The following is a 24,215-nucleotide window of genomic DNA, read 5'->3' as shown; positions in this document are numbered from 1 at the left end:
TATTCAACCTGCTTCTTTTCTTAAGACCTCTAGCGGTGGGCTATTTAAAACACTTCTGCTGTTGCTTAATCCTATTAATAATACAATACCCGTAATTCCTGGAAGCAAAACCAAAAACGGTACTAATGATGGCACAAAGGCTGCTTTAAAAACAAAAATGGCTAATAATTGACTAGCTACTAAAGATAAGAAAATCCCAATTCCAGTTCCTAAAACCCCTAGATATAAGTATTCTAAGGCTGTTATTTTCAAAATCTGCTTGCTCTTTGCACCTAAAGTTCTTAATAAAACACTTTCCTTAATTCGTTGGTATTTGCTCGTTCTCACAGAACCAATCAAGACTATAATACCTGTCAGAATACTGAAAAATGCCATGAAGTTAATCACCCAAGATATCTTGTCTAGAATGCCCTGCACGGTATCCAAAACTTGTCTTAAATCTAAGATGGTTACATTCGGAAAGTTAGAAACCAATTCCTGCTGAAGCTTGGCTGAAACCTGCTCGTCAGGAGCATTTGTACTCATTACCGTAAACTGAGGGGCGTTTTCTAAAATACCAGAAGGAAAAACCACTGAAAAGTTTAGCTGCATTCTTTGCCAATCTACCGTTCGAACTCCGCCGACATAGGTATTCATCAAAACGCCCTGCACATTGAAAACGACCGTATCGCCAACCGCCAAATGAGCATCCTTGGCTAAATTATCAGAAACCGAAATCGGAATTAATCCATTGCCCGCTCTTTTGATAGGCCATTCTCCTGATGCCATTGATTCTGAAGCAATCAGCGAATCTCTGTAAGTAGTTCTAAACTCATGGTTTACTATCCATTTCCCTCTTTTTGAAATAGTATCTTCTCTAATAATGTCTGCCGAAACGCCATTGATGCTGTGCACTCGCATGGTGATAATCGGGATATTATCAATTACTTGAAGTTCTTTGTTTTTGATGGCATCAGCCACCTCCGCCTTTTGATTATTCTGAATGTCCAACAAAATCATGTTAGGACTATCAGCACTATTTTCTAACGAGGTTTTAGCAAGCAAAATATCTTTAGAAAAGTAAAGTGTGCTAATCAAAAAGCTACCAACACCAATTGCCAAAATCAAAACCATGGTTTGGTTATTTGGCCTGAACAAATTCAATAAACTTTGGCGTGCCGTAAAACCCCAAGAATGAGGAAAATACTTTTTAATGCCTTGCATAAATAAATAAGAGACCGCTGCTAGGATAGAGAAAGTCACCAAAATTCCTCCTACAAAACCTAGGGCATATTTCCAACTTTCAAGAAACCACAAGGAAAACAGAAAGATAAAAACGACAATAGCCAAAAGCACCAATCCACTTGCATTTCTACTTTCAGAACTATCCTCTTCTTGCACCCGTAAAACCTGTAGAGGAGACACAAACCAAGTTTTCAATAAGGGAAGCAATGCAAAAAGCACCGACATAAACACACCCAAAAGCAAGCCCATAATAATAGGCTGAATGCTTATACTAATCTCCACATCAAAGGGCAATAAATCTTGAATAAACAATGGGAACAAGGCCTGCAAGCCCAAACCTGCCAAGGTACCTAAAATACCACCTAGTAAACCCAAGCCTGCTATTTGGATTAGGTAAATCAAGAAAGACTGCCTTCTGGTAGCACCTATACATTTTAAAACAGCTACCGCTCTTAGTTTTTCTTTGATATATATATGCACAGAACTAGCTATTCCTACACAGCCCAATAATAGAGCAATAAAAGCCACTAAGTTTAAGAACTTAGCAAAATTCTCATAGTTTCTCCCCAAACGTTCACTTACAGAAGTATGCGAATCAAAATCGGCATTTTCTGCATCTAATCTTGGGTCTACAGCATCATCTAAAGCGTCAATATCCAGTTCTGGAGCTGCTTTGAAATAATAGTTATAAGTTACACGGCTTCCTAACTGCAGCAAACCAGTCTTTTCCATAGCCTCATAAGGCAAAACCACAGGGGGTGCCATGGTGGTAGAAAAAACATTGCTCCCAGGAGCAGATTTTAGCGTGCCGATAATTGGGAAAGTGCTATTCCCCACTTTAACGCTATCCCCTACTTCTAAACCAAACTGAAGCATTACCGTAGCATCTACCAAAGCCCCGTTTCCACTTTGATAAGCCTTAGCGGCGGAAGCTGGCACAGTTTCCAGTTCTCCATAAATAGGAAAACCTCCACCTATTCCTCTTACTTGCACCAGTTTATTGGCAGACTTTCCAGGAAAAGCGGCCATAGAGGCAAAACTAACTTCATTTCCAACGGGCTGTAAGGAATCTATGATTGCCTGCACACTCTCTGTGGGCACTTGTTTGCTGTCAATCAAATAATCTGCTCCCATGAGAGCCTTTGACTGCAAGCCAATATTCTCCTCTAAGTTTTTACTAAAAGACTGTATAGAAACCACGGCAGCAATACCCAAAATGATGGACGCCATAAAAAGCAGCAGCCTTTTACCACTCGCCTTCCCATCACGCCAAGCCATTTTTAGCAGCCAATTAAAATTTGCTTTTGAATGCTGCATTAGGCTACTGAATTAGTTTCGTTTGATAAAATTTTACCGCCTTTTAGTCGCAAGACCTGCTGTGTCCTTTTAGCTAATTCTAAATCATGGGTTACAATTACCAAAGTTGTTCCCGCCTCTTTATTCAGCTCAAAAAGCAGTTTTACCACCTTCTCCCCGGTTTCTTCGTCAAGGTTCCCTGTTGGTTCATCTGCAAATAATATAGATGGTTTGGTTGAAAAAGCTCTGGCTAAGGCTACTCGCTGTTGCTCCCCGCCAGAAAGCTGTGACGGATAATGATGCACTCTATCTCCTAAACCTACTTTCTCTAAAAGCTCTTTGGCTCGCTCGCTTGCTTCTTTAGCACCTTGCAGTTCTAATGGGACTGATACATTTTCTAAAGCGGTGAGTGTGGGTAACAATTGAAAATCTTGGAAAATAAAACCTACTTCCTCGTTTCTTAATAAAGCTCTTTGGTCTTCATCTAGGCTTTCTAAGGCTTTGCCGCAAAGCTCCACGCTTCCCGTGCCTGCTTTGTCTAAACCTGCACAAAGACCTAACAGCGTAGTTTTTCCGCTGCCTGATGGCCCTACTATGGAAAAGGTAGCACCTGCCGTTACTTCAAACGAAATATCATTTAATACTGTTAGAGTCTTTGAGCCGCTGTTATATGATTTCCCAAGCTGGCTAACCTTTAATATTTTTGTCATAATTTGTAATTCAAAATCGACCTTCTAAATGAATAAGCTTCCATTATTTTTCTTTGCTCTAGTTTTAATCGCCTGCGGCTCAAATGAGAATACAGCGGAAACTTCAGAAAATGTTCAGGAAGAGAACATGATGGAAGAAGAGAAAAATTCCAAATCCATACTGTTTTTTGGAAATAGTTTGACGGCTGGCTATGGAGTAGGTATGGACGGTGCTTTTCCGGCCATTATTCAAAAGACTTTAGACTCTTTAGACCTAGGTTACAGCGTTATCAATGCTGGATTAAGTGGAGAAACCACGTCAGGAGGTTTATCAAGGTTAGACTGGGTGCTAAATCAAAAAATAGATGTTTTTGTATTAGAACTAGGTGCAAACGACGGATTAAGAGGAATTCCATTAAAAGAAACTAAGGCTAATTTGCAGGCAATAATAGACCTAGTTTGGGAGAAAAACCCAGACACAAAAATAGTTTTAGCAGGTATGCAAATTCCACCAAACATGGGTCAAGACTACACCGCAGAATTTAAAAATATCTGGACAGATTTAGCTAAAGTAAACGACGTCAAATTGATTCCTTTCCTACTAGACGGTGTAGGCGGAGTTCCTTCTCTAAACCAATCAGACGGCATTCACCCAACTCTAGAGGGGCATAAAATATTGGCCAAAAATGTTTGGGAGGTTTTAGAGGGGGTGATTTAGGGGTAGTGAAATAACTAAACTTCAAAAAGGACTGTTCTCCCAGCCTGCCGACCGGCAGGGGCTTCGCCCAAACTAACGGTGGGTTTCAGACGCACAAGCACATCAAATGTCAGGTCGGGCGTAGCGTTGGACGTTCCCGACGTATACCATGCTACATTTCTTAAGATAACTTTATACGTTCTTATAAAGCTTTACTTTTCAGCCAATTATGGGAAAACACAAAACTTGTTCTGAAAATTGATAGAATAGGCCAATAATCTCTAGCGGAAATATTCAAAAAGACAGCATTGGACAGTTTAGGATAGCTTAGGATGGAGTTAAAAGCCAGAATTTCCAAATTTGGATAGTCTATCTCTAGCTATTTTACAACCTATTGAAATATCTGAATATAATGAACCGTAAAGAATTTATCCAACGCTCTACCTTGGCAGCTATTGGCTTGAGTTTCCCACTTATTGGGTGCAATTCGCAAACAGACGAATCGAACTCATTAGCTTTTAAAAAACTTGCAGAAGACCTTTTAAAAGAATGGTGTGATGGCATGATTAAACATCAAGTAAATAACCCATCTGATGCTAAAGTACATGGTATGTTGGAATGTCCAGCATGCGAAACCATTCATGGTAGAAGTATGGATGCTGTATACCCTTTCTTTCATATGGCCACCGCCACGGGTGAAAAGAAGTACTTAGATGCCGGTATTGCAGCTTTAGAATGGGCTGAAATAGTAACACTGCCTGACGGCAGCTGGACAAACACTTTAGACCCTAAATCATGGAACGGTATTACTATTTTTGGTGCGATAGCACTAGCAGAAGCTCTTCATTATCATGGTAATTTACTTGACGACGTCAGGCGTGAAAAGTGGATGGAACGTTTGCAGCATGCTGCTGAATTTATTTATGAAAAATTTACAATTTCATTTACTAATATTAATTATCCTGCTACCGCTGTTTATGGCCTTAACCTTATAGGCAGGGTGCTTAAAAACGATACTTATATAGCACGAAGTAAAGAATTTGCGGAAGAAGTGAAGGCATTTTTCACCACGCCAAACTACCTACTATATGGGGAAGGAAAACCTAGTGATAAATTAAGCGAGAAAGGGTTAAATGCTGTAGATTTAGGCTATAATGTAGAGGAATCTTTAAATAGTTTGGTAATGTATGCTCTTCATGAAAACGATGAAGACCTCTTAACACTGCTTACCAAATCGCTTAACGGTCACCTAGAATTCATGCTTCCTGACGGAGGTTGGGACAACAGTTGGGGTACGCGTCAATTTAAATGGACTTACTGGGGAAGCAGAACTGCAGATGGCTGCCAGCCTGCATTTGGTATGATGGCTCACAAAAACCCAGCATTTGGTACTGCTGCGGTAAAAAACACAGAACTACTTAAACGATGCACCACAGATGGTTTACTGCATGGTGGTATTCACTATGTTTCGCATAGGATTAAGCCTTGTATTCATCACACTTTTGCACACGCCAAAAACCTAGCAGCTATGCTGGATAGATGGGACGAACTTCCTGAAATAAACACAAGAACGCCCCTACCAAGGACGCTAGCAAATGGAGTAAAGCACTTTCCAGAGCTTGACACTTCCCTTTTTGCTCGTGGTAATTGGCGAGGAACAGTCACTGCCTATGATGCCATTTATAAAGATGGCCATTACCGTCAGGCTACAGGTGGAGCTTTATCGGTGTTGTATCATAATAAAGTTGGCCTACTCGTGGCGGCCAGTATGGCTATTTATAAATTAGTAGAAGTCTATAATCAACAACCAAACCCGGGTGAAGATTTTGCACTTACACCACGTGTAGAAACCTTTAAAGACGAGGTATGGTATTCTAATATTTTTGATAGGGCCGCTACCATAAAAACAGAAGACGTCAATAATGAAATTAAACTAAATGCCATTTCTCAGCTTAAAAATGAATCAAACGAGGTAATAAAAGGTACTGCATCAGACTTTGAACTCTCTTACGAATGTTCAGAGGACAGCTTGTCAATTTCGGCCAAAACAAGACAGAATATTAAAGAACAAACGGCATTTGTTCTCCCAATTATATCTCAAAATGGAGAGGCTGTAAAACAGCCAAATGCTAGTCTTATTACTATTCAAAAGCCTGAAGGTTTAGTAAGTATTAAGTCAAGTGTTCCCTTAAAAATTAAAGAAACGCCTAAAGGAAGAACCTTCAACATGGTGCCTGGAATGGAAGCAGTGCCAATAATTGCCTACTTTGAGCAGGGCACAAAAGAACTGACCATAGCTATTGAAGTTTCGTAAATCGATGAATATGAAAATCATTCAAAAAATCATTCTGTCTTTGTTTGTAATAGCACTTTGTGCCAAGTGTACATCTGTTAAAAAGGAAAAACCGAATGTGCTATTTATAGCCGTAGATGACCTTAATACCATGCTTGGTGTTTTAGATAAGTTTTCTAATACCAAAACTCCAAATCTAGATAGGTTAGCGGCCAGAGGCGTAATGTTTTCTGATGCACACTGTCAAGCTCCATTATGTGGGCCATCAAGGGCATCAATAATGACTGGGCTGCGTCCTTCTACCACGGGTATTTATGGGATGATTGACGATAATAAAATTCGTTCTGAAAACCCGGCCACTAAAGAAATAATCATGCTTCCTGAATATTTCAAGAATAACGGCTATCATACCATGGGCATTGGAAAACTGTTTCATGACCATGCACCTAATGGTGTTTTTGAAGAATCAGCAGGAAGAGTAAAAGGCTTTGGTCCATATCCTGAAGAAAGAATTGTCTGGGATGGCTTTGGCACATCAGATAGAACAAAATATGGCAGAACAAGCACCGATTGGGGAGCATTTCCAGAAGCCGATTCTTTGATGCCAGACCATCAATCTGTTAACTGGGCCATGGAGCGGCTAGATACTGAATACAACAAACCTTTCTTTATGGGCGTAGGTTTTTTGCGTGTTCATGTTCCTTTATACGTTCCTCAAAAATGGTTTGACTTGCATCCATTAGACAGTATAAAAACATTGCCTTATAGAGCAGACGATTTAAATGATGTGCCCAATATTGCTCTGCAAATAAATGATTTACCCATGATGCCCACGACAGACTGGGCTATTGAAAGTGGCGAATGGCCAAAAATCCTACAAGCCTACTTGGCATGTATTAGTTTTGTAGATTATGAAATAGGCCGTTTAATAGAAGCTCTGGATAAGAGTGAATATGCCGACAATACGGTCATTGTTCTATGGTCTGACCATGGTTATAGATTAGGAGAAAAAGGAACTTTTGCGAAACATGCTTTATGGAATGCTGCCACCAAAACTCCTTTACTTTTTGCTGGTCCAAACCTCCCAAAAGGTAAAATAATTGATCAACCCGCTGAGTTACTCTCTATTTACCCTACACTGCTAGACTTATGTGAACTTCCTGCGTATGAAAGAAATGAAGGAAAGAGTTTGCTTACAACAATGATAGAGAAACAAGAGGATGCCTCTGTAGCCATTACCACATTTGGAATGAATAATCACACGGTAAAGTCAAAGGATTTCAGATACATTCAATATGAAGATGGCACACAAGAGTTTTATGATCACAGAGAAGACCCGAATGAATTTATCAATCAAGCTCAGAATTTAGCTTACCAAAATGAAATAGAAAAGCTAAAAAAGTATTTGCCTAAAACGAATGTAAAGTGGGACCGAAACTCATCTTACACCTTTCAGCCTTATTTCGTGGAGCAAAAAGCTAGAACAAGCGGCTCTGATCGAAAACCAGTACACGTTATAGGAGCACCAAACTAAAAGCTAGCATGAAAAAATGTTGGGTAGTTCGCTACCTAACATTTAACCCTTCAATGCTTTCAAAGCTTCTACCACTTCCAGTGCAGACATTCTTTGCGTATAATCTGCTTCTACATGACCTGCTACCACTTTCCCACTTTTATCAATAATAAAAGTAGCTGGAACAGGAAGTGTTTTAGAACCGTCACCGTTTTCTTTCGTCAAATCACGTCTTTGATGATAATCATCTCCTGGGTCAAACTGTAAATTATAAGCCTTTATTACTTCCTGATGGGCATCACTAAGTACTTCGTAGCCTAGTTCATTCTTTTGCGTAGCGGTAAGTGCATCATCAGGGCTTTGAGGACTAATAGCAAACAAAGTCGCACCCAATGCCTGAATCTCTGGCAAATGCTTCTGTATTTCTCTAAGGTCAAGGTTACAGATAGGACACCATTCGCCGCGATAAAACTTAATAATGACAAAGCCCTCTTTTAAGCTGTTTGATAATGAAACACTTTTTCCAAAAGCATTTGGCAAGGTAAAGTCGGGAGCGGTATCACCAATTGACAAACCTTTTACCTCTGAGGCATTGGCTATAACTAATTTCTGGAATTCTTGAAGGTCGCTCATGGCTGATATTTTTCTGAATTGATTTCTATAAAAGACTACGGAAGTATAAACGCTTTATGGGAATTGAAGGTTTGGGGAAAATGGAATTTGTAAGATATTTCAATATCCCTCGTTTTAAATCTACCACCTAAACTGAAAAAAAACGTATTTAGCAGCTAGGAGCTCGCAAAAAGCCAATTAAAAGGCATTCTCATCAAACTAATTACACGTTTTCTCTTAACTTTCCATTCTTATTCTTCTATCTTACTAATACGATTTTAGCATAGTTTTTGAAATCGTAAGAGTATATCACACGAAAACAGATAATGAAAACTAGAAACTTAATCCAGTTATTGATTCTTTTCCTACTTTTTTCATGCGAAAAAAAAGATATTGAATCAGAAAAATCCAACAATATTTTCACACTTTCAGTCAAACCTAGCTATGGTGAATTTTATGAAAAATGGGTATTTATTAATGATATCAACGGTGAACTCTTAGATTTTAAACAAATAGAATTAGGAGAAGAGTTTGAATTTAAATCTACACTTCCCGTCCCTAACGATAGAATAAACGTTACTTTTTTCAACTATTATAATAAAGGGATATATTTTGATTATAATCTAAGGACATTCGAAAATCTTTTAAGAGATTCTCGTTGGAATCTTCAAGGAAGCAGTGCGTTAGAAAGGCAAGAAGCAGGTGCTAAAATTGGTGACCTTGAGCTTGAAGTAGACTACTATGATGACCTCAGAATGGAAGTCCTTGGCAATAAAGACCACACGAATACCTCCATTACCAAACTATCAGGATATCCCAGGAGGTTTATTAAATGGGAAATATTCGAAAATGCAAATGATGCTTTCTATTCAGTTTTAGCTGATGGGAAATTAAAATATCGCTTTTGGGAGGGTTTAGATTCTAGTCAAAGCTTCAGACTAAACTTAGATGACTTGGAGGATTTTGACAAAATCCTTAGCCTCAATCTACCTAATGTAAATGACCCACGTATTAATGTAAAAGCCTATCAAAGTGACGGGTTAGAGTACTTCAATATTTTCAATAATTACTTCCAAGTACCTCCAATGGGTGAATCAAAAAACTATGGAAACTTACAGATTGGTTATTTAAATCGATTCCCAAAATATGATACAAGAATTTCATTTTCCGCGGGAAATTATCAATTTTTCTATCATAAAACAGGCTCAGTTCCTGAACCTTTCAACGTTCTGGATAAAGTTTCCTATAAAATAGCAGCCAAACCACTTCCTTCTTTTGCTATTGAGACGGACATAGATCATGATTGGAAAGAAATTAACTTCATCCTCTCAGATGCAGAACTTAAAAAAAATATATTATGGAGCTTTTTCAGTCCATTGAACGAATTTAAACCAATGAAACTTCCTGAGGAGTTTTTATCAAAGTTTCCATGGATAAGTCTTGATAAATTTTCTAACACCAGCGTTCGGTTTGTTAAATCTTCACAATCTTATGAATCGATGATTGAAAATAGTTCACAAGTGATTGAAAGCAATACTGAAATTGATTTAGAAACTATACAATACACTGTCGAATAAGCCCAAGACTTTTCCCAAAAATGGCAATAAAACAATCACATTTAAAGTAGAGCTTTTAAATCAAACAATGGCTTTTAAATAATGCCTGCCAGCTTAAGGTCTTTCTGTCTGATAACAGACAGAAATCAGGTGATAAAGATTCACAAAGCAAACATCCTACACACTCACCTCATAAGCCTCCCTAAGCCAAGAAATCAATTCTTCATCTACCTCTGTAGCTGTTTCTAATTTGACGCGATGCGTGCACATAGTCCCGAAAGGACCAGAGTTGCCCAATCTTTCTGTTTCCGGTTTTCCTTTTAGCTTAAGGCCTAAATCTATTCGGGTTTTGGTGGCTGGTTTTATGAGTGCAAACTGCCTTTTTCTTATCAAACTAACCGAGTCCTTTTTAGGTGTTTTGGTAATATCATTTCCGAATGCCAAAATCACTTCTAGGAGTTTATCATAAATTGGTTTTAAAACTTCTTTACCTGTGTATTGTTTGCTTACCAAGTCTTCAGGACTGTCCTGCTTGTCTTTTGAGAGCTGGATAATAGTATTGGCAAAACCATGGGTAACACCGTGTTCCTTTTTCAAAAAACTCATGGCTTCGCCGTGCTTCGCAAAGTTCTTTGATGCTAAAATTGTTTTCCATTCTGCAAGAGACTTACCTGTTTTTTCAGGCATATTGTCTATCATGGTTTGTAGTGCTGGTTCCATAGTTTTTATTTTAGAACTTCAAGATAATAAAACCTAAGATAAGTTCGACAAACTACCTCCGCGAAACACAAAAAAGACCCTTCAGCAAAGCCAAAGGGTCTTAATTAGCCAAACTTCGATAATTGGCATTATTTAAATAGAATAGATTTTCATCAATTATTCACCAAAACCGTCACCACAGATTCGGCTGGAATACTAAGTTCACCTGATTCCGCTATTTGCATTTCTGCCAAATCTGCAGTTTCAGAAGTGACATAAGCTTTAGAAGTTTTTGCCTTATTCCCATCAGTATTTAGGGCTATAGCCATGGCTTTGGTACCTGAATTCACAAATACATAAACCATTTCTTTAGTTTCTGGCTCTTCATAAGCAGACACCAAGAAGTCTTCGTTTTGGGTAAACTTCCCGTCAATAGAAACCTCCACTCTTTCAAAACCAGGACGGATAAATCGGCTATAATTTCCTAAAGCCCAAAGTATTTTAGACTCGTAATAATTTCCGTCAGTATTGTTCTTATCTACGTATACTAAGCCATCTTTATAATCATAGCCTGACACGGCAGTCCACCAGTTCCAAGCGGAGGCATTAGCCACGGCCAAATCATTATGAATAACACGAGCCACATATAATGCTGGGGTAATACCTAAATCTCTTCCGTTACCTTGTATCTCTCCACTATTTCCACCTAAAATACAGTACTCACTCATCCAAAGGCTTAAATCTGGTACTTTCTCTATTTCCGTTTTAAGCTTGCTTCTCATCTCCACAGAAGACTGAAAAGGCGATGTAGTAAAATAACTGTGAGCAGAAAGGTTGCGAGCCACATGCCTCAGATTGCCAATATAATCGGCAGAACTTTCATTGAAAAAAGCCTGAATTTGGCTTCCTATTCCTGGCTTATCAGCATCTTCAAAAAGGTAATTAATTTTCCCTGCTTCTGCTAAATCGATGGTTGTATTCAATCCGTCAGCTTCTAAAGCCGCATCTAATGCTCTTACTACACCCGCTATTTCATTATTGTAAAACGGCGTTCCTTCTTGATTTGGCTTTGACCAGTCCCACTGCGGTTCATTAATTGGGCTAATGTAATCTATCTCCAGCCCTCTTTCTTTTAAGTTTTTTAGGACTGTGCTTAAATACTTGGCAAAATCTTGATAGTTTTCTGCCGCTAAATTGGTTACACTATTATTGGCATAAGCCTTACCATTTCTGGTCATAGAAACCGGCGGACTATTCGTAAAAGCCAGAAGCTTTTCTACACCATACTTTTTTGCTTCTTCCGCAAACCAAACCTGACCAGCTTGGCGAGTCCAGTCATAAGTACCGTCAGCGTTTAAGAAGGACTCCCCTCTTCGCCATTCGTCTTTAATGTCTGATGCGGCACCCTGTTCTGCACTTCCTGCTCCTAAATTGAATCGCCAAAGCGATAGACCAATACCTTTCGGATTCCCACTGTTATCTAATTCTTTACTAAATAATAGCTCTGCAATGGCTTCTTTTTTTGCCGAAGGCCATTCTCCCACAAAAGCACAAGCCCATGCATCAGATGCACCAAAGTTTTCAATTTCTTGATACCGCCTATCGGTCAAGGCGTTTACTTTTATTGCATTATCTATTTCAGGGTTTATTACCGGGCTAGTTTGTAAAGAGTCTGAGCCACAAGAAGTAAAGCTAAAGAAAGATAGCGAGCCTAACAGAATAACACTGTATGCCGAAATCCTGAATTTTCTAATAAGTTTTAACATAAAATAAATTTATAAAAAAGGAGGACTTTCATCCCCCTTTTCTCTTTTTAGTTATATCCTGGATTTTGTTTCAACTGATTATTTGATGCCAAAACCTCTGCTCTAGGAATAGGCAACCAATAATGCTGCGTGCTAAAGCTTTTTCCTTGTAAACTCACCATTCTGTTATACGTCAAGGTACCATCTTCAGCTTTCACTATTTCAATACCATAGGCTGGCGTATTTTCAACTTGGTCAGCAATCATCCAACGACGAACATCATAGAACCTGTGCTCTTCAAAAGCAAGTTCAATTCTTCTTTCACGCTGAATTCGCTCTCTCATTTCATCTTGACTAAGTCCTTCTGGAAGGTTTGGCATTTCTACGCCACTTCTGCTTCTAATACTGTTTATGGCATCATAAACACTTGCATCTGGACCTACCGCCTCGTTTTGAGCCTCCGCATAGTTTAGTAATATTTCTGCATAACGGAAATAAATCCAGTTTTGCGTTCCTGCTACGTTCCATGGGTTTTGAATTGGTAAACGCTCATCCACAAACTTCTTTAGGTAATAGCCACTTTTGGTGGTATTCCAGTTTGCAGGACCATCTTTACTATCTCTTCCTCCAGGAATAAACGTTTCCACTTTTCTGTCTCTATAATCTGCACCATTATAAAGTACAGTCTCATAAAATCTAGGGTCACGGTTTTCATAAGGAGCGGCAGCTTGCTCTGGGTTATCCCATGAGAAATCGCTCCCATCCATCATTTCATAATCATCTACTAGATTTTGAAGCGGCACATTACCTGCCCAGCCATCATACCCGTTAGGGCCATTAGCTATCTCTAATGCAGTATGTCTAGAATTGATGTTATAGTATCTAGCAAAAATCATTTCTTCATTGCTATTTGGCGTTAAGAAAAGCTCGCCATAACCTCCTTGATATAAACTGTACTGCTGCATATCCATGACCGCTTTGGCTGCTTGAGCAGCTTCTTGCCATTTCTGTGTATCGTTTTGACCACCGGTATATAAAGGGCTGGCTGCATAAAGTTTAAGACGAGCATTTAATGCCAATGCTGCTCCTTTTGTAGCTCTACCCTCTTTCCAGCTATTAGAGTTTTGAGCAGGCAAATCTGCCGCTGCTGCGTCTAATTCTGCCGTAACATATGCTAAACCTTCTTCTATAGACGCTCTGGTGAAAAATGCTGGGTCAGCAAAGTCTTCTCCAAGTTGAGAAACCTTATCGCCCATTAATACCACTTCTCCATAATTTCTAATCAAATCATGATAACGGAAGGCTCTGATAAATCTTAGCTCTGCTGTCAAAATATTCTGATAAGACTGGCTCATTCCTACTTGGTCAATATTAGTAAGTGCATAATTACACTCTCTAATACTTCTGTAAGAACGACCCCACAAAGTACCTGCAATACCCGTATTTTCAGGAGAAAGTTGCCCTTGCTGAATAAACCAAGTGTTGTCGTCATTGTTATAGATAGACTCATCTGTCAATGAACTCCAAAGTGCATATTCAAAACCTCTACCAAAGCCAGGTACGTTTCCGTCGCCCTCTTTGTTAGTCAATCTTACGCCTAAGTATCTGTTAATTACATAACTTTCAAAAAGCGTAGAGTCATTTAATATAGATGCATCCGATACTCTGTCTGTAGGAACTACATCTAAAAAGTCTTCCTTACAGCTGATGGCTGTTATCGCTGAAAGCCCTATGGCCAATAGCGGTATTATAATTTTTTTATTTTTCATTTCTAATTATTCTAAAATTGAATGTTCAGACCTAGGTTAAATATCTTCTGTTGCGGGTAAAACTGACCGCTTTCACTAGAACCCTCTGGGTCAAAATCTTTAACACCTGTAAGTGTCAACAGATTAAAAGCATTGGTATAAATTCTTAGAGAGGCAATATTTGCTCTTTCTAAAATGCTTTCAGGCAATGTGTAACCAAGCTGAATATTTTTCAACCTTACAAAAGCAGCATCATTTAACCAGAAATTATTTCTGTAAAGACCACCACTAATGGCAGAAGAAGAACGCTCACTTACACGCGGGTAAGTTCCTTCCGTATTAGAAGGGCTATAACGGTTATCTGCCCAGCTGCTATAATAGTTCCCGATGGTTCCTGACTCAGGTAAAACATACTGATTAACCTGTGCTTGACCAGAAAGTATTGCAGAGAAATCGAAGTTTCTGTAAGCTGCTTGAAGCGTTAAGCCGAAAGTCATTTGAGGAATATTTCCGTACTCGGTACGTACTTGGTCATCTGCAGAAATATTTCCGTCTCCATTATAATCTTCATAAATTAAATCGCCTACTTGAGCTCCTGCCACGTGTGGGTAAGCATCTAACTCTTCTTGACTTCTGAAAATACCTATAGCGTTATAAAGCAAATATGTATTTAATGACCTTCCAGTTTCTCGTTGATAATCTAAAACACCAGGAGCTTCATCTTTAAAAACTAGCTCATTTTTAGCGTATGTAAAGTTTGCGGCTATGCCGAAACTGAAATCACCGTTCTTATTATAGCCAACAGAAGACTCTATACCACTACTTTTTACTTCACCAATATTCTCTGCCGGAACTAATGTTTCCGCATCATAAGGATTCACAATTCCAGACGTACCCGGAATAGAGGCATTTCTTGTGGTCAAAATATCGCTTCTATTTTGTCTAAAGTAAATCACTTCCGTAGTAAAGTTTTTCAACCAAACCGCGTTCAATGCAATATCTGTTTTCTTAGCTACTTCCCATGTAATGTTAGGGTTTCCTAATCTAGTTAGGTCAATTCCCGTGCTTACCACATCGCCTATCAGGTAACGATTATTGAAAGAATAGTTATCATAGTACTGAAACTGGCCTACATTATCATTACCTAGTTCACCGTAAGAAGCTCTGATTTTTAAGTCATTAAAGAAGCTTTGGTTGTTTTGAAACCATGGTTCTTCAGAAATTCTATACCCAGCAGAAACAGATGGGAAGAAACCATAACGACTCTCTTTAGGGAAGTTAGAAGAGCCATCAGCTCTTAACTGAATCTCTGCCATGTATTTCTCATTATAGTTATAAAGAAAACGGCCTAAATAACTCTTTCTAGTAAAGTTATAGCTGCTTCCGTAGTTATTATAATCAGAGGCTGCAGCACCACCTTGTGATAGTTCTGGAGTTTCTGTAGTAGGAAAATGAAGCCTTGAAGCTCCTAATGTGTGCGAGCTGTTTGAGCTTTGCTCATAACCTACAAACACATCTACATAATGACCTGCGAAGTAATTCTTATAGTTTAACTTAATATTACTTACAATCATTGATTGATTATAATGCTCTTCAAACAATGCCGCTTGCTGGTCTGCATCTCCACCTACTACCACAGGGTCATAAGCACCCGAGCCGCTGTTATAGTTATACAAAGTATACGGTGTCAGGAAATTGCTTTTTCTATTAGAGTTTTCATCTATGGAGTAAAAACCATCTACAGAAAGACCATCTAAAAACGGTAATTTATAACTCGCTCTTAATACCCCGTTAAATACGTAATTTGGGTTTTTATTAATTCCTGCTGTTTCTGTAGCCATTACCACAGGATTAGAGTTTTCTATACCAGACGATGGCAACCCATTAGGATATACTGCCGCTTGTGTAGGATATGCTCTGTAAATATTACGAAACAAATCATTTGCACCTGATGTAGGGTACTGTCTGTCTTCTTTTCTACCAGAAAGTGAGAAACCTACTTTTAACCTTTCGGTTATGTCGGCGTCAATGTTGGCTCTAAAGTTATACTGATTATACTCGGTAGCTCCATTCTTGTAAAGTCCTTCTTGACCAGACTTACCTAAAGAAAGGAAATAACTTACGGCATCAGTACCTCCCCTAACACTAAGGTTATGCTGATTTTGAAGAGCTACATTTTTTAAAGTGGCTGCTGCCCAATCCGTATTTGGGTAGTTAACCGGGTCAGAACCATTTGCAAAATTTGCAATTTCTGATTCAGAATAAACCTGGTTTAAACCGTTAGCGTTATTGTTATAATAAGCTATTTCGTTTCTTATTTGACCGTAGATAGCTGCATCCGCCATGTCTGGAAGACGTGTTGGCGAAGAAAAGCCTTGGTTAAAGTTATAAGATACCGTTGGTTTTCCACTTTTCCCTCTTTTAGTGGTAACCAAAATAACACCATTTGCGGCTCTAGAACCATAAATAGCAGCAGAAGCATCTTTAAGAATAGAAACACTTTCAATGTCGTTTGGCGACAGCCTTTCTAAACCTCCTATTTGACCAGGAACACCATCTACTACCACTAACACATCATTATTTCCTGTAGTAGCTAAACCACGAATGGTAAAACTAGAACCATCATAACCCGGCTCACCAGAGCGATTATTAGCAATAATACCAGAAAATCTACCTGCTAAGGAGTTTGACAAATTAGGCTGTGGGCTACTCTCTAGTGCTTTACCTTCTATTTGAGAAACAGAACCGGTTAGAGTAGCTTTCTTTTGCTCTCCATAACCTACCACTACTACTTCACTAAGGGTTTGTAAATCTGATTCTAAACTCACCTCTAATTGGGTTTGTCCGTTGAGAACAATTTCCTTTGCCTTATAGCCTATATAGGAAAAGGTTAATATAGGGCTTTCTATTCCAGAAGTGTTTAGCTGAAACTTCCCATCCATATCTGTAATAGTACCTGTGGTAGTACTCTTTATTAAAACAGAAACACCCGGAAGCGTTTCCCCTGTTTCGTCTAAAACAGTTCCGCTAACGGAGCTTGTTTGACCGTGCACATCTGGGCCTCTTCCTAAGAGTAATGCCAGTAGCATTACACAAAACGGCCAGACTTTCAATCGTAATCTTGTTGGCATCTTTTAAAACTTTATATGTTAAATAATATTTGAGGGTCTGTTAAGTCCAAATATTCCGCTATCACTATTTGAAGAATATTTGTGCTTTATTTCCTACTGCAATATTAGAGGGCTTGGCAACAGAACAGAGGGTACAAATCGTTATTAAAAGAGGGATAAATCGTTCATCTTTGCATTATTCCTAATTATAGTAGGATTTTTGACAAGCAAAAGGGCATTAGAGGCGTATGAGGATTTTAGTTAACATTTTACTTTTATTGATTTTTCAAAGTTCATCCTTAGCACAGAATCATAGTAGCTTGTTTAACACAAAGGGGCCGTCTGCCCTCACTTTCTACCTGATGGATGTAGAATCTGGCTTATCACATAATGTGGTAAACGATATAGAGCAAGACGCTCTTGGTTTTATGTGGATAGCCACTTCAGAAGGACTTAACAGGTATGATGGTAAAAATTTCAAAGTGATTTTGAAAAACAATGCTCTTCCCAACAAAGGTCCTTCAGATAACTTTATTGAGCGAATTGTCAAAAACAATGCAGGTCAACTGCTATTAACCGGCGGAAATGGCCTCAATATCTTTGACCCAAAAGTCAATCACTTTTATCAGCTCCACAAAAATAATGGACTCATAGGAGACAATATAAGTACGGTTATTATTGGTCCAGACAATGAACTCATACTTGGCGTTTATGACGATGGACTTCAAATTATAAAAGACAATAAGACCCTAGCCACTTTCAGACCCGAACTTGGAAATAAAAAAAGCCTGTCATCTAGTGAAATTTCTGACCTCAGCATGCAGGGCGACAGTATACTTTGGGTGGGAACGTTTAATGACGGATTAAACAAAATAAACCTTAGGACTAAGGAAGTAAATAGAATTCCTTTTAAAAGAATAGATGAGAATGTAAACTGCCTCTATACCGACAAAGAAGGAAATCTGTGGATAGGAACCGCCAAGGGCATTCAAATACTAACGTTAGAGGGTAAACTGATTACTGTTGACAAAACAAACAGTTCTAAAACTGGACTAAGTGACGACAACATACTTTGTTTTGAAAAAGACAAAGCCGGAAACCTTTGGATAGGAACCAGAAATGGAGGCTTAAACATACTGAAACCAGAAAGTATTTTAAACGCTAAGCAAGCATATCAAATCAGATGGTTTCTTCCTGAAACAGATGGCTCTAGCGTATTTAACAGAACAGTCTCTGCTCTTAAAATGGCGGTAGATGGTAATATGTGGATTGGTACTAGCACGGGTGTGAATTTTGTCAATCCTAATGGTGAACCCATCAAACTACTTACTAGAAACCTATCAAATACGAACACCCTCGCTCACAACAGAATTGCCTCTTTTGGTAAATCAAATACTGAAAACATTTGGATAGGAACCGATGGCGGTGGATTGGATTACTACAATCCTTCAAAAGGTGTAGTTAAGACCTTTCAACATAGGGAAGATAAAAAATCACTTTCAAATAACTACGTCCTGAGTTTATTAGAGGACTCAAAAAAACGTGTTTGGGTAGGGACTTACCAAGGAGGACTCAACCTTTTAAATCCAGAAACTGGAATTTGTCAATACTTTCTTCAAGGCCTACAGGCCGACGGAAATGATGTTAGAAAGATTGTAGAAAGTAAAGACGGCACTATTTGGGTAGGAACTAACCGAGGCGGGCTGTATAGGTTTAATGAAAAAAATGAAACTTTTGAATACATTGAAGAACTTGGTAAGCTTGATATCAGAGAGATATTAGAAGACACAGAACAAAACCTTTGGCTTGCCACTTATGGCTCAGGGATAGTCAAGTTTAACCCAAAAGATAACGAGAAGGAAATTTATAATAATGAGACTAATAGGAATATTCCGGGCACTGTAATTTACAGCATGTGCTGGCTAAGTGAGAACGAATTACTGGCAGGAACCAGAGATAATGGACTATTCAGGTTTGACACCCAAACTAAAAAAACAGATCTTTTCACTATAGAAGACGGCCTTAATAATAATACCATCCATAGTCTTACACCAGACAAAAATGGACTTATCTGGATTGGCTCTTTTAATGGTATCTGCTACTTTAACCCCGAAAGTAACCATATAGGAAACCTGAATACTTTTAATAATATTCAGAAAAGTGAATTCAATATTGGAGCAGGCTACTGCGACCAAGACGGTCAAATTTATATGGGAGGAAATAAGGGCTTAAACATTTTTGACCCACAAACCCTTCATCAGCAGTCATATAATTATCCTTTGGTATTTACCGACCTGCGAGTTTTAAATAAAACCATTATTGCAGGCGATTCTAGTCAAGCTACCTTTCTGCCAAATGACATCTCCTACCTCAACTCTTTAGAGCTTGCCTATAATCAAAGTCCTTTTTCACTAGACTTTGTCAATCTCAAATACCCAAGAATTACCAATGAGAAATATGCTTATAAGTTAGAAAATTTTCATGAGCAGTGGATAGAAACCAATGAGGTAGGAACGGCCAATTTCTCCAACATTCCGTCTGGTAATTATATCTTGAAAGTGCGGTCTTTAAACAATACAGGAAACTACATTGAAAACAGTCTAAAAATTAGCATCAAACCTCCTTTTTGGAGAACTATGTGGGCTTATCTGCTTTATGCCATCATAATATTGGCACTAAGTCGTATGATTTTCAGGTACTATAATGAGCGATTAAAGCTTAAAAACTCGCTGCTGTTTGAAAAGAAACAGCGACAATTAGAAAGCGAGCTGAACGAAGAAAGAGTTCGATTTTTTACTGGATTTTCGCACGAACTTAAAACGCCTTTGACTTTGATAATGGCGTCTGTAGATGACCTAGCCGAAGACCCAAAAGACAATGTACAGCAGAAGAGTTTTAAAATGGTTCAGCGAAATGCTCGCTACCTATACCACATGATTAGCAAGCTTCTAGAATTTAGGAAAACAGAACTAGACCTAAGCCAGCTAAAACCCACAAACTATTTCATAGTGGAAAAACTAAGTCAATGGGTTGAACTGTATCAACCATTGGCCAATCATAATAAGATTAAACTAAACACACATTTCCCTAAAAAGGATTTTGAAACGGCCTTTGACTTAGAAAAAATGCAAATCGTAGTAAATAATCTACTATCAAATGCATTGAAATATTGTATCGCTGGTCAGGAAGTTAACATATATTTAAAGGAAGAAGAAACGGTCTTTCAAATCATAGTACAAGACAATGGACCAGGAATAGAACTCGCTCATCAAAGCATGGTTTTTGACTGGTATTATCAGGCTGGCTCAAAAAAATCACTTCAAAAAGGTACCGGAATTGGGCTCGCACTTACCAAACGCTTCGTGGAAGAACACGACGGAAGTATAGAGCTAGTTTCAGAAAAAGGTGGAGGTTGTACTTTCACCGTAAGTATTCCAAAGTTTTTAGCCACAGAAAACCTAGTGCAGGAAACAGAAAATTCAAAAGCAGACTTATGGCTTCCTGAAATTACGGAGAATGATGAAACGAACTTTGAGAACTTACATCAGAATGATGGAAGACCGCTGGTTCTTCTTATTGATGATAATCCGCAAATACTCTCGTATTTGGCAGGTCTTTTAAAGACCGACTTCAACTTAATTTTCGCAGAAAACGGTAATATTGGTTTAGAGCAAGCCAGTAAACACATTCCTGACCTCATTATTTCTGACGTGATGATGCCAGAAAGAAACGGCATAGATTTATGTGGCGTTTTAAAGAGTCAAGCAGCCACAACGCATATTCCAGTGATATTACTATCTGCCAAAGACAGTGAAGAAAGCATTACAAGTGGTTTAGAAAAAGGTGCAGATGACTATATTACTAAACCCTTTAGCAGAAAAATACTACTAGCCAGAATACATAATTTATTAGATGCTAAAACTCGCTTAAGAACTTATTATAACAAAACAGAAGAGCCAGATGATACTTTGACCGAAAGGCAGAAAAATGACATTAAGAGAGAGCAACAGTTTTTAAGCGGCCTAGAAAAAATAATTTTGGAGCAAATAGCCAATCAAAAGGCTGATGTAGATACCATTTCTCAACTAATGGGCATGAGCCGAACCTCCATGTTTAGGAAACTGAAAGCTATAACAGGACAAAATATTAACCAATATATTAGAACGTATAAATTAAAGCGTGCCGCCAAACTCATAGTAGACGAGAAACTGGGTGTAGCACAGGCGGCTTTTGAAGTTGGCTTTAACGACCAAAAGTATTTCAGGAAATTATTCAAAGAGCAGTTTGGGGTATTACCCTCTGAAATGGCAAATAAAGGGCATTGAGATAGCTTCTTTATGTCTCAATTGGGTATTCAAATGGCTCATTTTACGCTTATCAGTTTTTGTCAAAAATTGTAAGCAAAGGCAAAATAATGCATTTAAAGTCTAGAAAAGCACATTCTTGATTGCCCCACCTTTTTTCTTAGCCAAATACAGGCACTGCTTGTTACTTTATATTGCATTAGCTTAGCGTTCATTACGCACTTACCAACCTCTCTTTTATCAATGAAAACCAACTGGCTATTATTTATTCTTATAGGTATTATATCATCATGCACCAGTACTCAAAAAAGCACTGAACAGCCTAACGTTATATTAATTTACGCCGATGATTTAGGAATTGGCATGCTAGGGCATGAAGGGCAAGAAAGCATAAAAACACCAAACATTGATAGACTTGCTGCCGAAGGTATGCGTTTTGAAAATGCTTACGCCAATATGCTTTGTGCTCCGTCCAGAGCTTCACTGATTACTGGTCTGCATGATTGTCATGAAAACAGATTCGAAGTGACACATGGAGGCATTTATAAGAAAGCGAACCAATCAAACCTAAACGAAATTGAAAACACCATCAACAGTGTGCTTTCGCCTATTCCTGAAGAACAAGTATTTTTAGGTGAAGTGGCTCAAAATATGGGTTACAAAACAGCTCAATTTGGTAAACTAGAATGGGGTTTTGCAGCCACTAATATGCAAATGAAACGCCATGGCTGGGGCCATTACTTTGGATATCTAGACCACGAAAGAGCACATGGCTTTTATCCTCCATTCCTTTTTGAAGATGGTAATTTGATTAAAATAGAGGGAAATACACTCTTAAATTCTGGAAAGTCAAAAGAACCAGAAACCAAAGAGGCTTTTGAGGAAAGATGGAATATGGAGGGCAAAAAGGTCTATTCTCAAAATCTATTTATGGATAAGGTGATAAACTTTATAGAGAGCAATCAGGAAAACCCTTTTTTCCTATATTTTCCTACACAGCTGCCACATGGCCCTGTTTCTATTCCAGAAGTACATTCTGACTTTATTAACGACAACCGTTTAACGCAGATAGAGAAAGAATACGCTTCCATGGTGAAAATGCTGGATGATAATGTAGGTCAGATATTGAACAAACTAGAAGCTCTAAATCTTGATGAAAATACTATTGTGATTTTTGCGGCTGATAATGGCCACGAAATTTATTATGGACTAGAAGGCCGCGTACTGAAACCCTATACCAACATGCAAACGGGAGAACGCTTTAATGATTTGGAGAATAAATACTACAGCGACTTAGGTGGAGATGTTTTTAATGGAAACGGAGGAAGAGCGGGTATGAAAAGAAGTAACCTACAGGGTGGCATTAATATCCCACTATTAGTGAGATGGCCAGGGAAAATTGTAGAAGGAATAACGAGCAAAAGACTGGTGTCCAATTATGATATAATGCCAACAATAGCAGAGATAACGGGCTTTGATAAAGATTATAAAACTGATGGGCTTTCTTTCTTTAAAGAGCTAATTGGTGAAGGAAATGAGCAAGAACATGATTATGTGGTTTACTCTTCTTTTACGGGGCCTACCCTCATCATGAACGACGGCTGGAAAATAAGAACAGACCTCAAAAGGGATGCGACAGCGTTATACTATCTACCAGATGATTTTAAAGAAGAAAATGACCTATCAACAGCAGAACCAGAAAAGCTGAAAACTTTACAAGCCTTACTTCTTAAAGCTTGTGATGGAGACCTAGCTAATGGCCATTTTCAGAACAAGAATAATATAGGATATAGAAAGTAGAATTAACACTTCCTAGCTAATGCTTCTAAGAGAGAATCCTGATATTCCTTATGTATAGCAAGCCCGTTTAGTACAAACATAAATTAAAAATATACGAGGCATGCAGGAACAAATCTTTTACTTTGTCATGGTTATGGTTTTCTGATACTGTTTTAACCAAAACCTCCGCTTATTTTCAATTTTATCAATTACTGTATGTCTGTATTACGCCTAGAATTACCAACTGACCCTCGATGGGTTAATATTGTTGAGAAAAACATTGAAGAGATTCTCTCTGACCATGCTTGGTGTGAACAAAAAGCGGCTACTAATGCCATTACTATAGTAGTTAATAATCCAGAATATCCGGATTTAGTTACAGACTTGCTGGCTCTTGCCAAAGAAGAAATTGAGCACTTTCAAATGGTGCATGAAATAATCAAAAAGAAAGGATTAAAGCTTGCTAAAGAACGTAAAGACCATTATGTAGGCGAATTAGCTCAATACATGAAAAGAAGCAATAATGGCACTAGAGTATCCGGTTTAGTGGAACGACTACTTTTTTCGGCTATGATAGAGGCTCGTAGTTGCGAGCGATTTAAAGTACTCTCACAAAACATTGCAGACGAAGAGTTATCAAAATTCTACTGGGAACTGATGGAAAGTGAAGCTGGTCATTATACCACCTTTATCACCTACGCTCGTAAGTATGGAGTGGGAATTGATGTGGAAACACGCTGGAGAGAATGGCTAGCTTTTGAGTCAGAAGTTATTGCTAATTATGGCAAGTCGGAGGGTATTCATGGGTAGGTTTTAGCTATGGCCGGGTAGCTATTTACTCATACCCTTAAGTCAGTACTAAAACATCAAAAACTTCTCAAATAAGCTCATTTAGTCAAAATTCTAGCTTAAGTCGAGTTCTTGTCTAGTTAAAATTCAATATTTTCATT

Annotated in this window: 14 protein-coding genes; 7 read left to right on the top strand and 7 right to left on the bottom strand. The window is 38.4% G+C overall.

From position 1 onward, the window contains the following. Positions 1–3: 3 nt before the first annotated feature. Positions 4–2,541 carry an FtsX-like permease family protein gene (locus AADJ06_RS15900; RefSeq protein ID WP_341227468.1) on the bottom strand — a complete coding sequence of 846 codons (2,538 nt, stop codon included), beginning with the start codon at positions 2,539–2,541 and terminating at the stop codon, positions 4–6. Beyond that, positions 2,541–3,230 carry an ABC transporter ATP-binding protein gene (locus tag AADJ06_RS15895; RefSeq protein WP_341227467.1) on the bottom strand — a complete coding sequence of 230 codons (690 nt, stop codon included), beginning with the start codon at positions 3,228–3,230 and terminating at the stop codon, positions 2,541–2,543. The genes AADJ06_RS15900 and AADJ06_RS15895 overlap by 1 nt, the downstream gene beginning before the upstream one ends. A 127-nt stretch (positions 3,231–3,357) precedes the next feature. On the opposite strand from AADJ06_RS15895, the gene AADJ06_RS15890 reads away from it, so the two are divergent. The 3 genes from AADJ06_RS15890 (at position 3,358) to AADJ06_RS15880 (ending at position 7,733) form a co-directional block, all read left to right on the top strand. Then, the gene (locus AADJ06_RS15890; protein ID WP_341227518.1) at positions 3,358–3,927 is read left to right on the top strand and encodes an arylesterase; all 570 of its coding nucleotides are present in this window, start codon (positions 3,358–3,360) and stop codon (positions 3,925–3,927) included. Between the two features lie 391 nt (positions 3,928–4,318). Next, the gene (locus AADJ06_RS15885; protein ID WP_341227466.1) at positions 4,319–6,220 is read left to right on the top strand and encodes a hypothetical protein; all 1,902 of its coding nucleotides are present in this window, start codon (positions 4,319–4,321) and stop codon (positions 6,218–6,220) included. 10 nt (positions 6,221–6,230) lie between these two features. Further along, positions 6,231–7,733, top strand: coding sequence for a sulfatase (locus AADJ06_RS15880; RefSeq protein WP_341227465.1), 1,503 nt, complete (start codon positions 6,231–6,233; stop codon positions 7,731–7,733). A gap of 42 nt (positions 7,734–7,775) precedes the next feature. Here AADJ06_RS15880 and AADJ06_RS15875 read toward each other — a convergent pair whose 3' ends face one another. Next, positions 7,776–8,345, bottom strand: coding sequence for a peroxiredoxin-like family protein (locus AADJ06_RS15875; RefSeq protein ID WP_341227464.1), 570 nt, complete (start codon positions 8,343–8,345; stop codon positions 7,776–7,778). A 305-nt stretch (positions 8,346–8,650) separates the two neighbouring features. Between AADJ06_RS15875 and AADJ06_RS15870 the strand changes: the two genes are divergently transcribed. After that, positions 8,651–9,901 carry a hypothetical protein gene (locus AADJ06_RS15870; protein WP_341227463.1) on the top strand — a complete coding sequence of 417 codons (1,251 nt, stop codon included), beginning with the start codon at positions 8,651–8,653 and terminating at the stop codon, positions 9,899–9,901. Positions 9,902–10,057: 156 nt separating this feature from the next. On the opposite strand, the gene AADJ06_RS15865 is transcribed toward AADJ06_RS15870, so the two are convergent. The 4 genes from AADJ06_RS15865 to AADJ06_RS15850 all read right to left on the bottom strand — a co-directional run bounded on the left by AADJ06_RS15865 (position 10,058) and on the right by AADJ06_RS15850 (position 17,203). Beyond that, complete coding sequence (locus AADJ06_RS15865; RefSeq protein WP_341227462.1) at positions 10,058–10,600, bottom strand: DUF4287 domain-containing protein; 543 nt, start codon at positions 10,598–10,600, stop codon at positions 10,058–10,060. Between the two features lie 152 nt (positions 10,601–10,752). Continuing rightward, the gene (locus AADJ06_RS15860) at positions 10,753–12,345 is read right to left on the bottom strand and encodes a glycoside hydrolase (RefSeq protein WP_341227461.1); all 1,593 of its coding nucleotides are present in this window, start codon (positions 12,343–12,345) and stop codon (positions 10,753–10,755) included. Positions 12,346–12,392: 47 nt separating this feature from the next. Next, the gene (locus AADJ06_RS15855; protein ID WP_341227460.1) at positions 12,393–14,093 is read right to left on the bottom strand and encodes a RagB/SusD family nutrient uptake outer membrane protein; all 1,701 of its coding nucleotides are present in this window, start codon (positions 14,091–14,093) and stop codon (positions 12,393–12,395) included. Positions 14,094–14,104: 11 nt separating this feature from the next. After that, positions 14,105–17,203, bottom strand: a complete 3,099-nt coding sequence (locus AADJ06_RS15850; RefSeq protein ID WP_341227459.1) for a TonB-dependent receptor — start codon at positions 17,201–17,203, stop codon at positions 14,105–14,107. Between the two features lie 299 nt (positions 17,204–17,502). Between AADJ06_RS15850 and AADJ06_RS15845 the strand changes: the two genes are divergently transcribed. From AADJ06_RS15845 to AADJ06_RS15835, 3 genes are all read left to right on the top strand, one after another. Continuing rightward, positions 17,503–21,507 carry a two-component regulator propeller domain-containing protein gene (locus AADJ06_RS15845; protein ID WP_341227458.1) on the top strand — a complete coding sequence of 1,335 codons (4,005 nt, stop codon included), beginning with the start codon at positions 17,503–17,505 and terminating at the stop codon, positions 21,505–21,507. A gap of 222 nt (positions 21,508–21,729) precedes the next feature. Further along, complete coding sequence (locus AADJ06_RS15840) at positions 21,730–23,286, top strand: sulfatase-like hydrolase/transferase (RefSeq protein WP_341227457.1); 1,557 nt, start codon at positions 21,730–21,732, stop codon at positions 23,284–23,286. Positions 23,287–23,481: 195 nt separating this feature from the next. Continuing rightward, entirely contained in the window at positions 23,482–24,075 is a 594-nt protein-coding gene (locus AADJ06_RS15835) for a tRNA-(ms[2]io[6]A)-hydroxylase (RefSeq protein ID WP_341227456.1), read from the top strand. Positions 24,076–24,215 lie beyond the last annotated feature (140 nt).

Source organism: uncultured Arcticibacterium sp. (assembly GCF_964021845.1).
GTDB lineage: Bacteria > Bacteroidota > Bacteroidia > Cytophagales > Spirosomataceae > Arcticibacterium.
The sequence above is the reverse complement of the archived record's forward strand: the minus strand, read 5'-3'. Positions and strand labels throughout refer to the sequence as shown.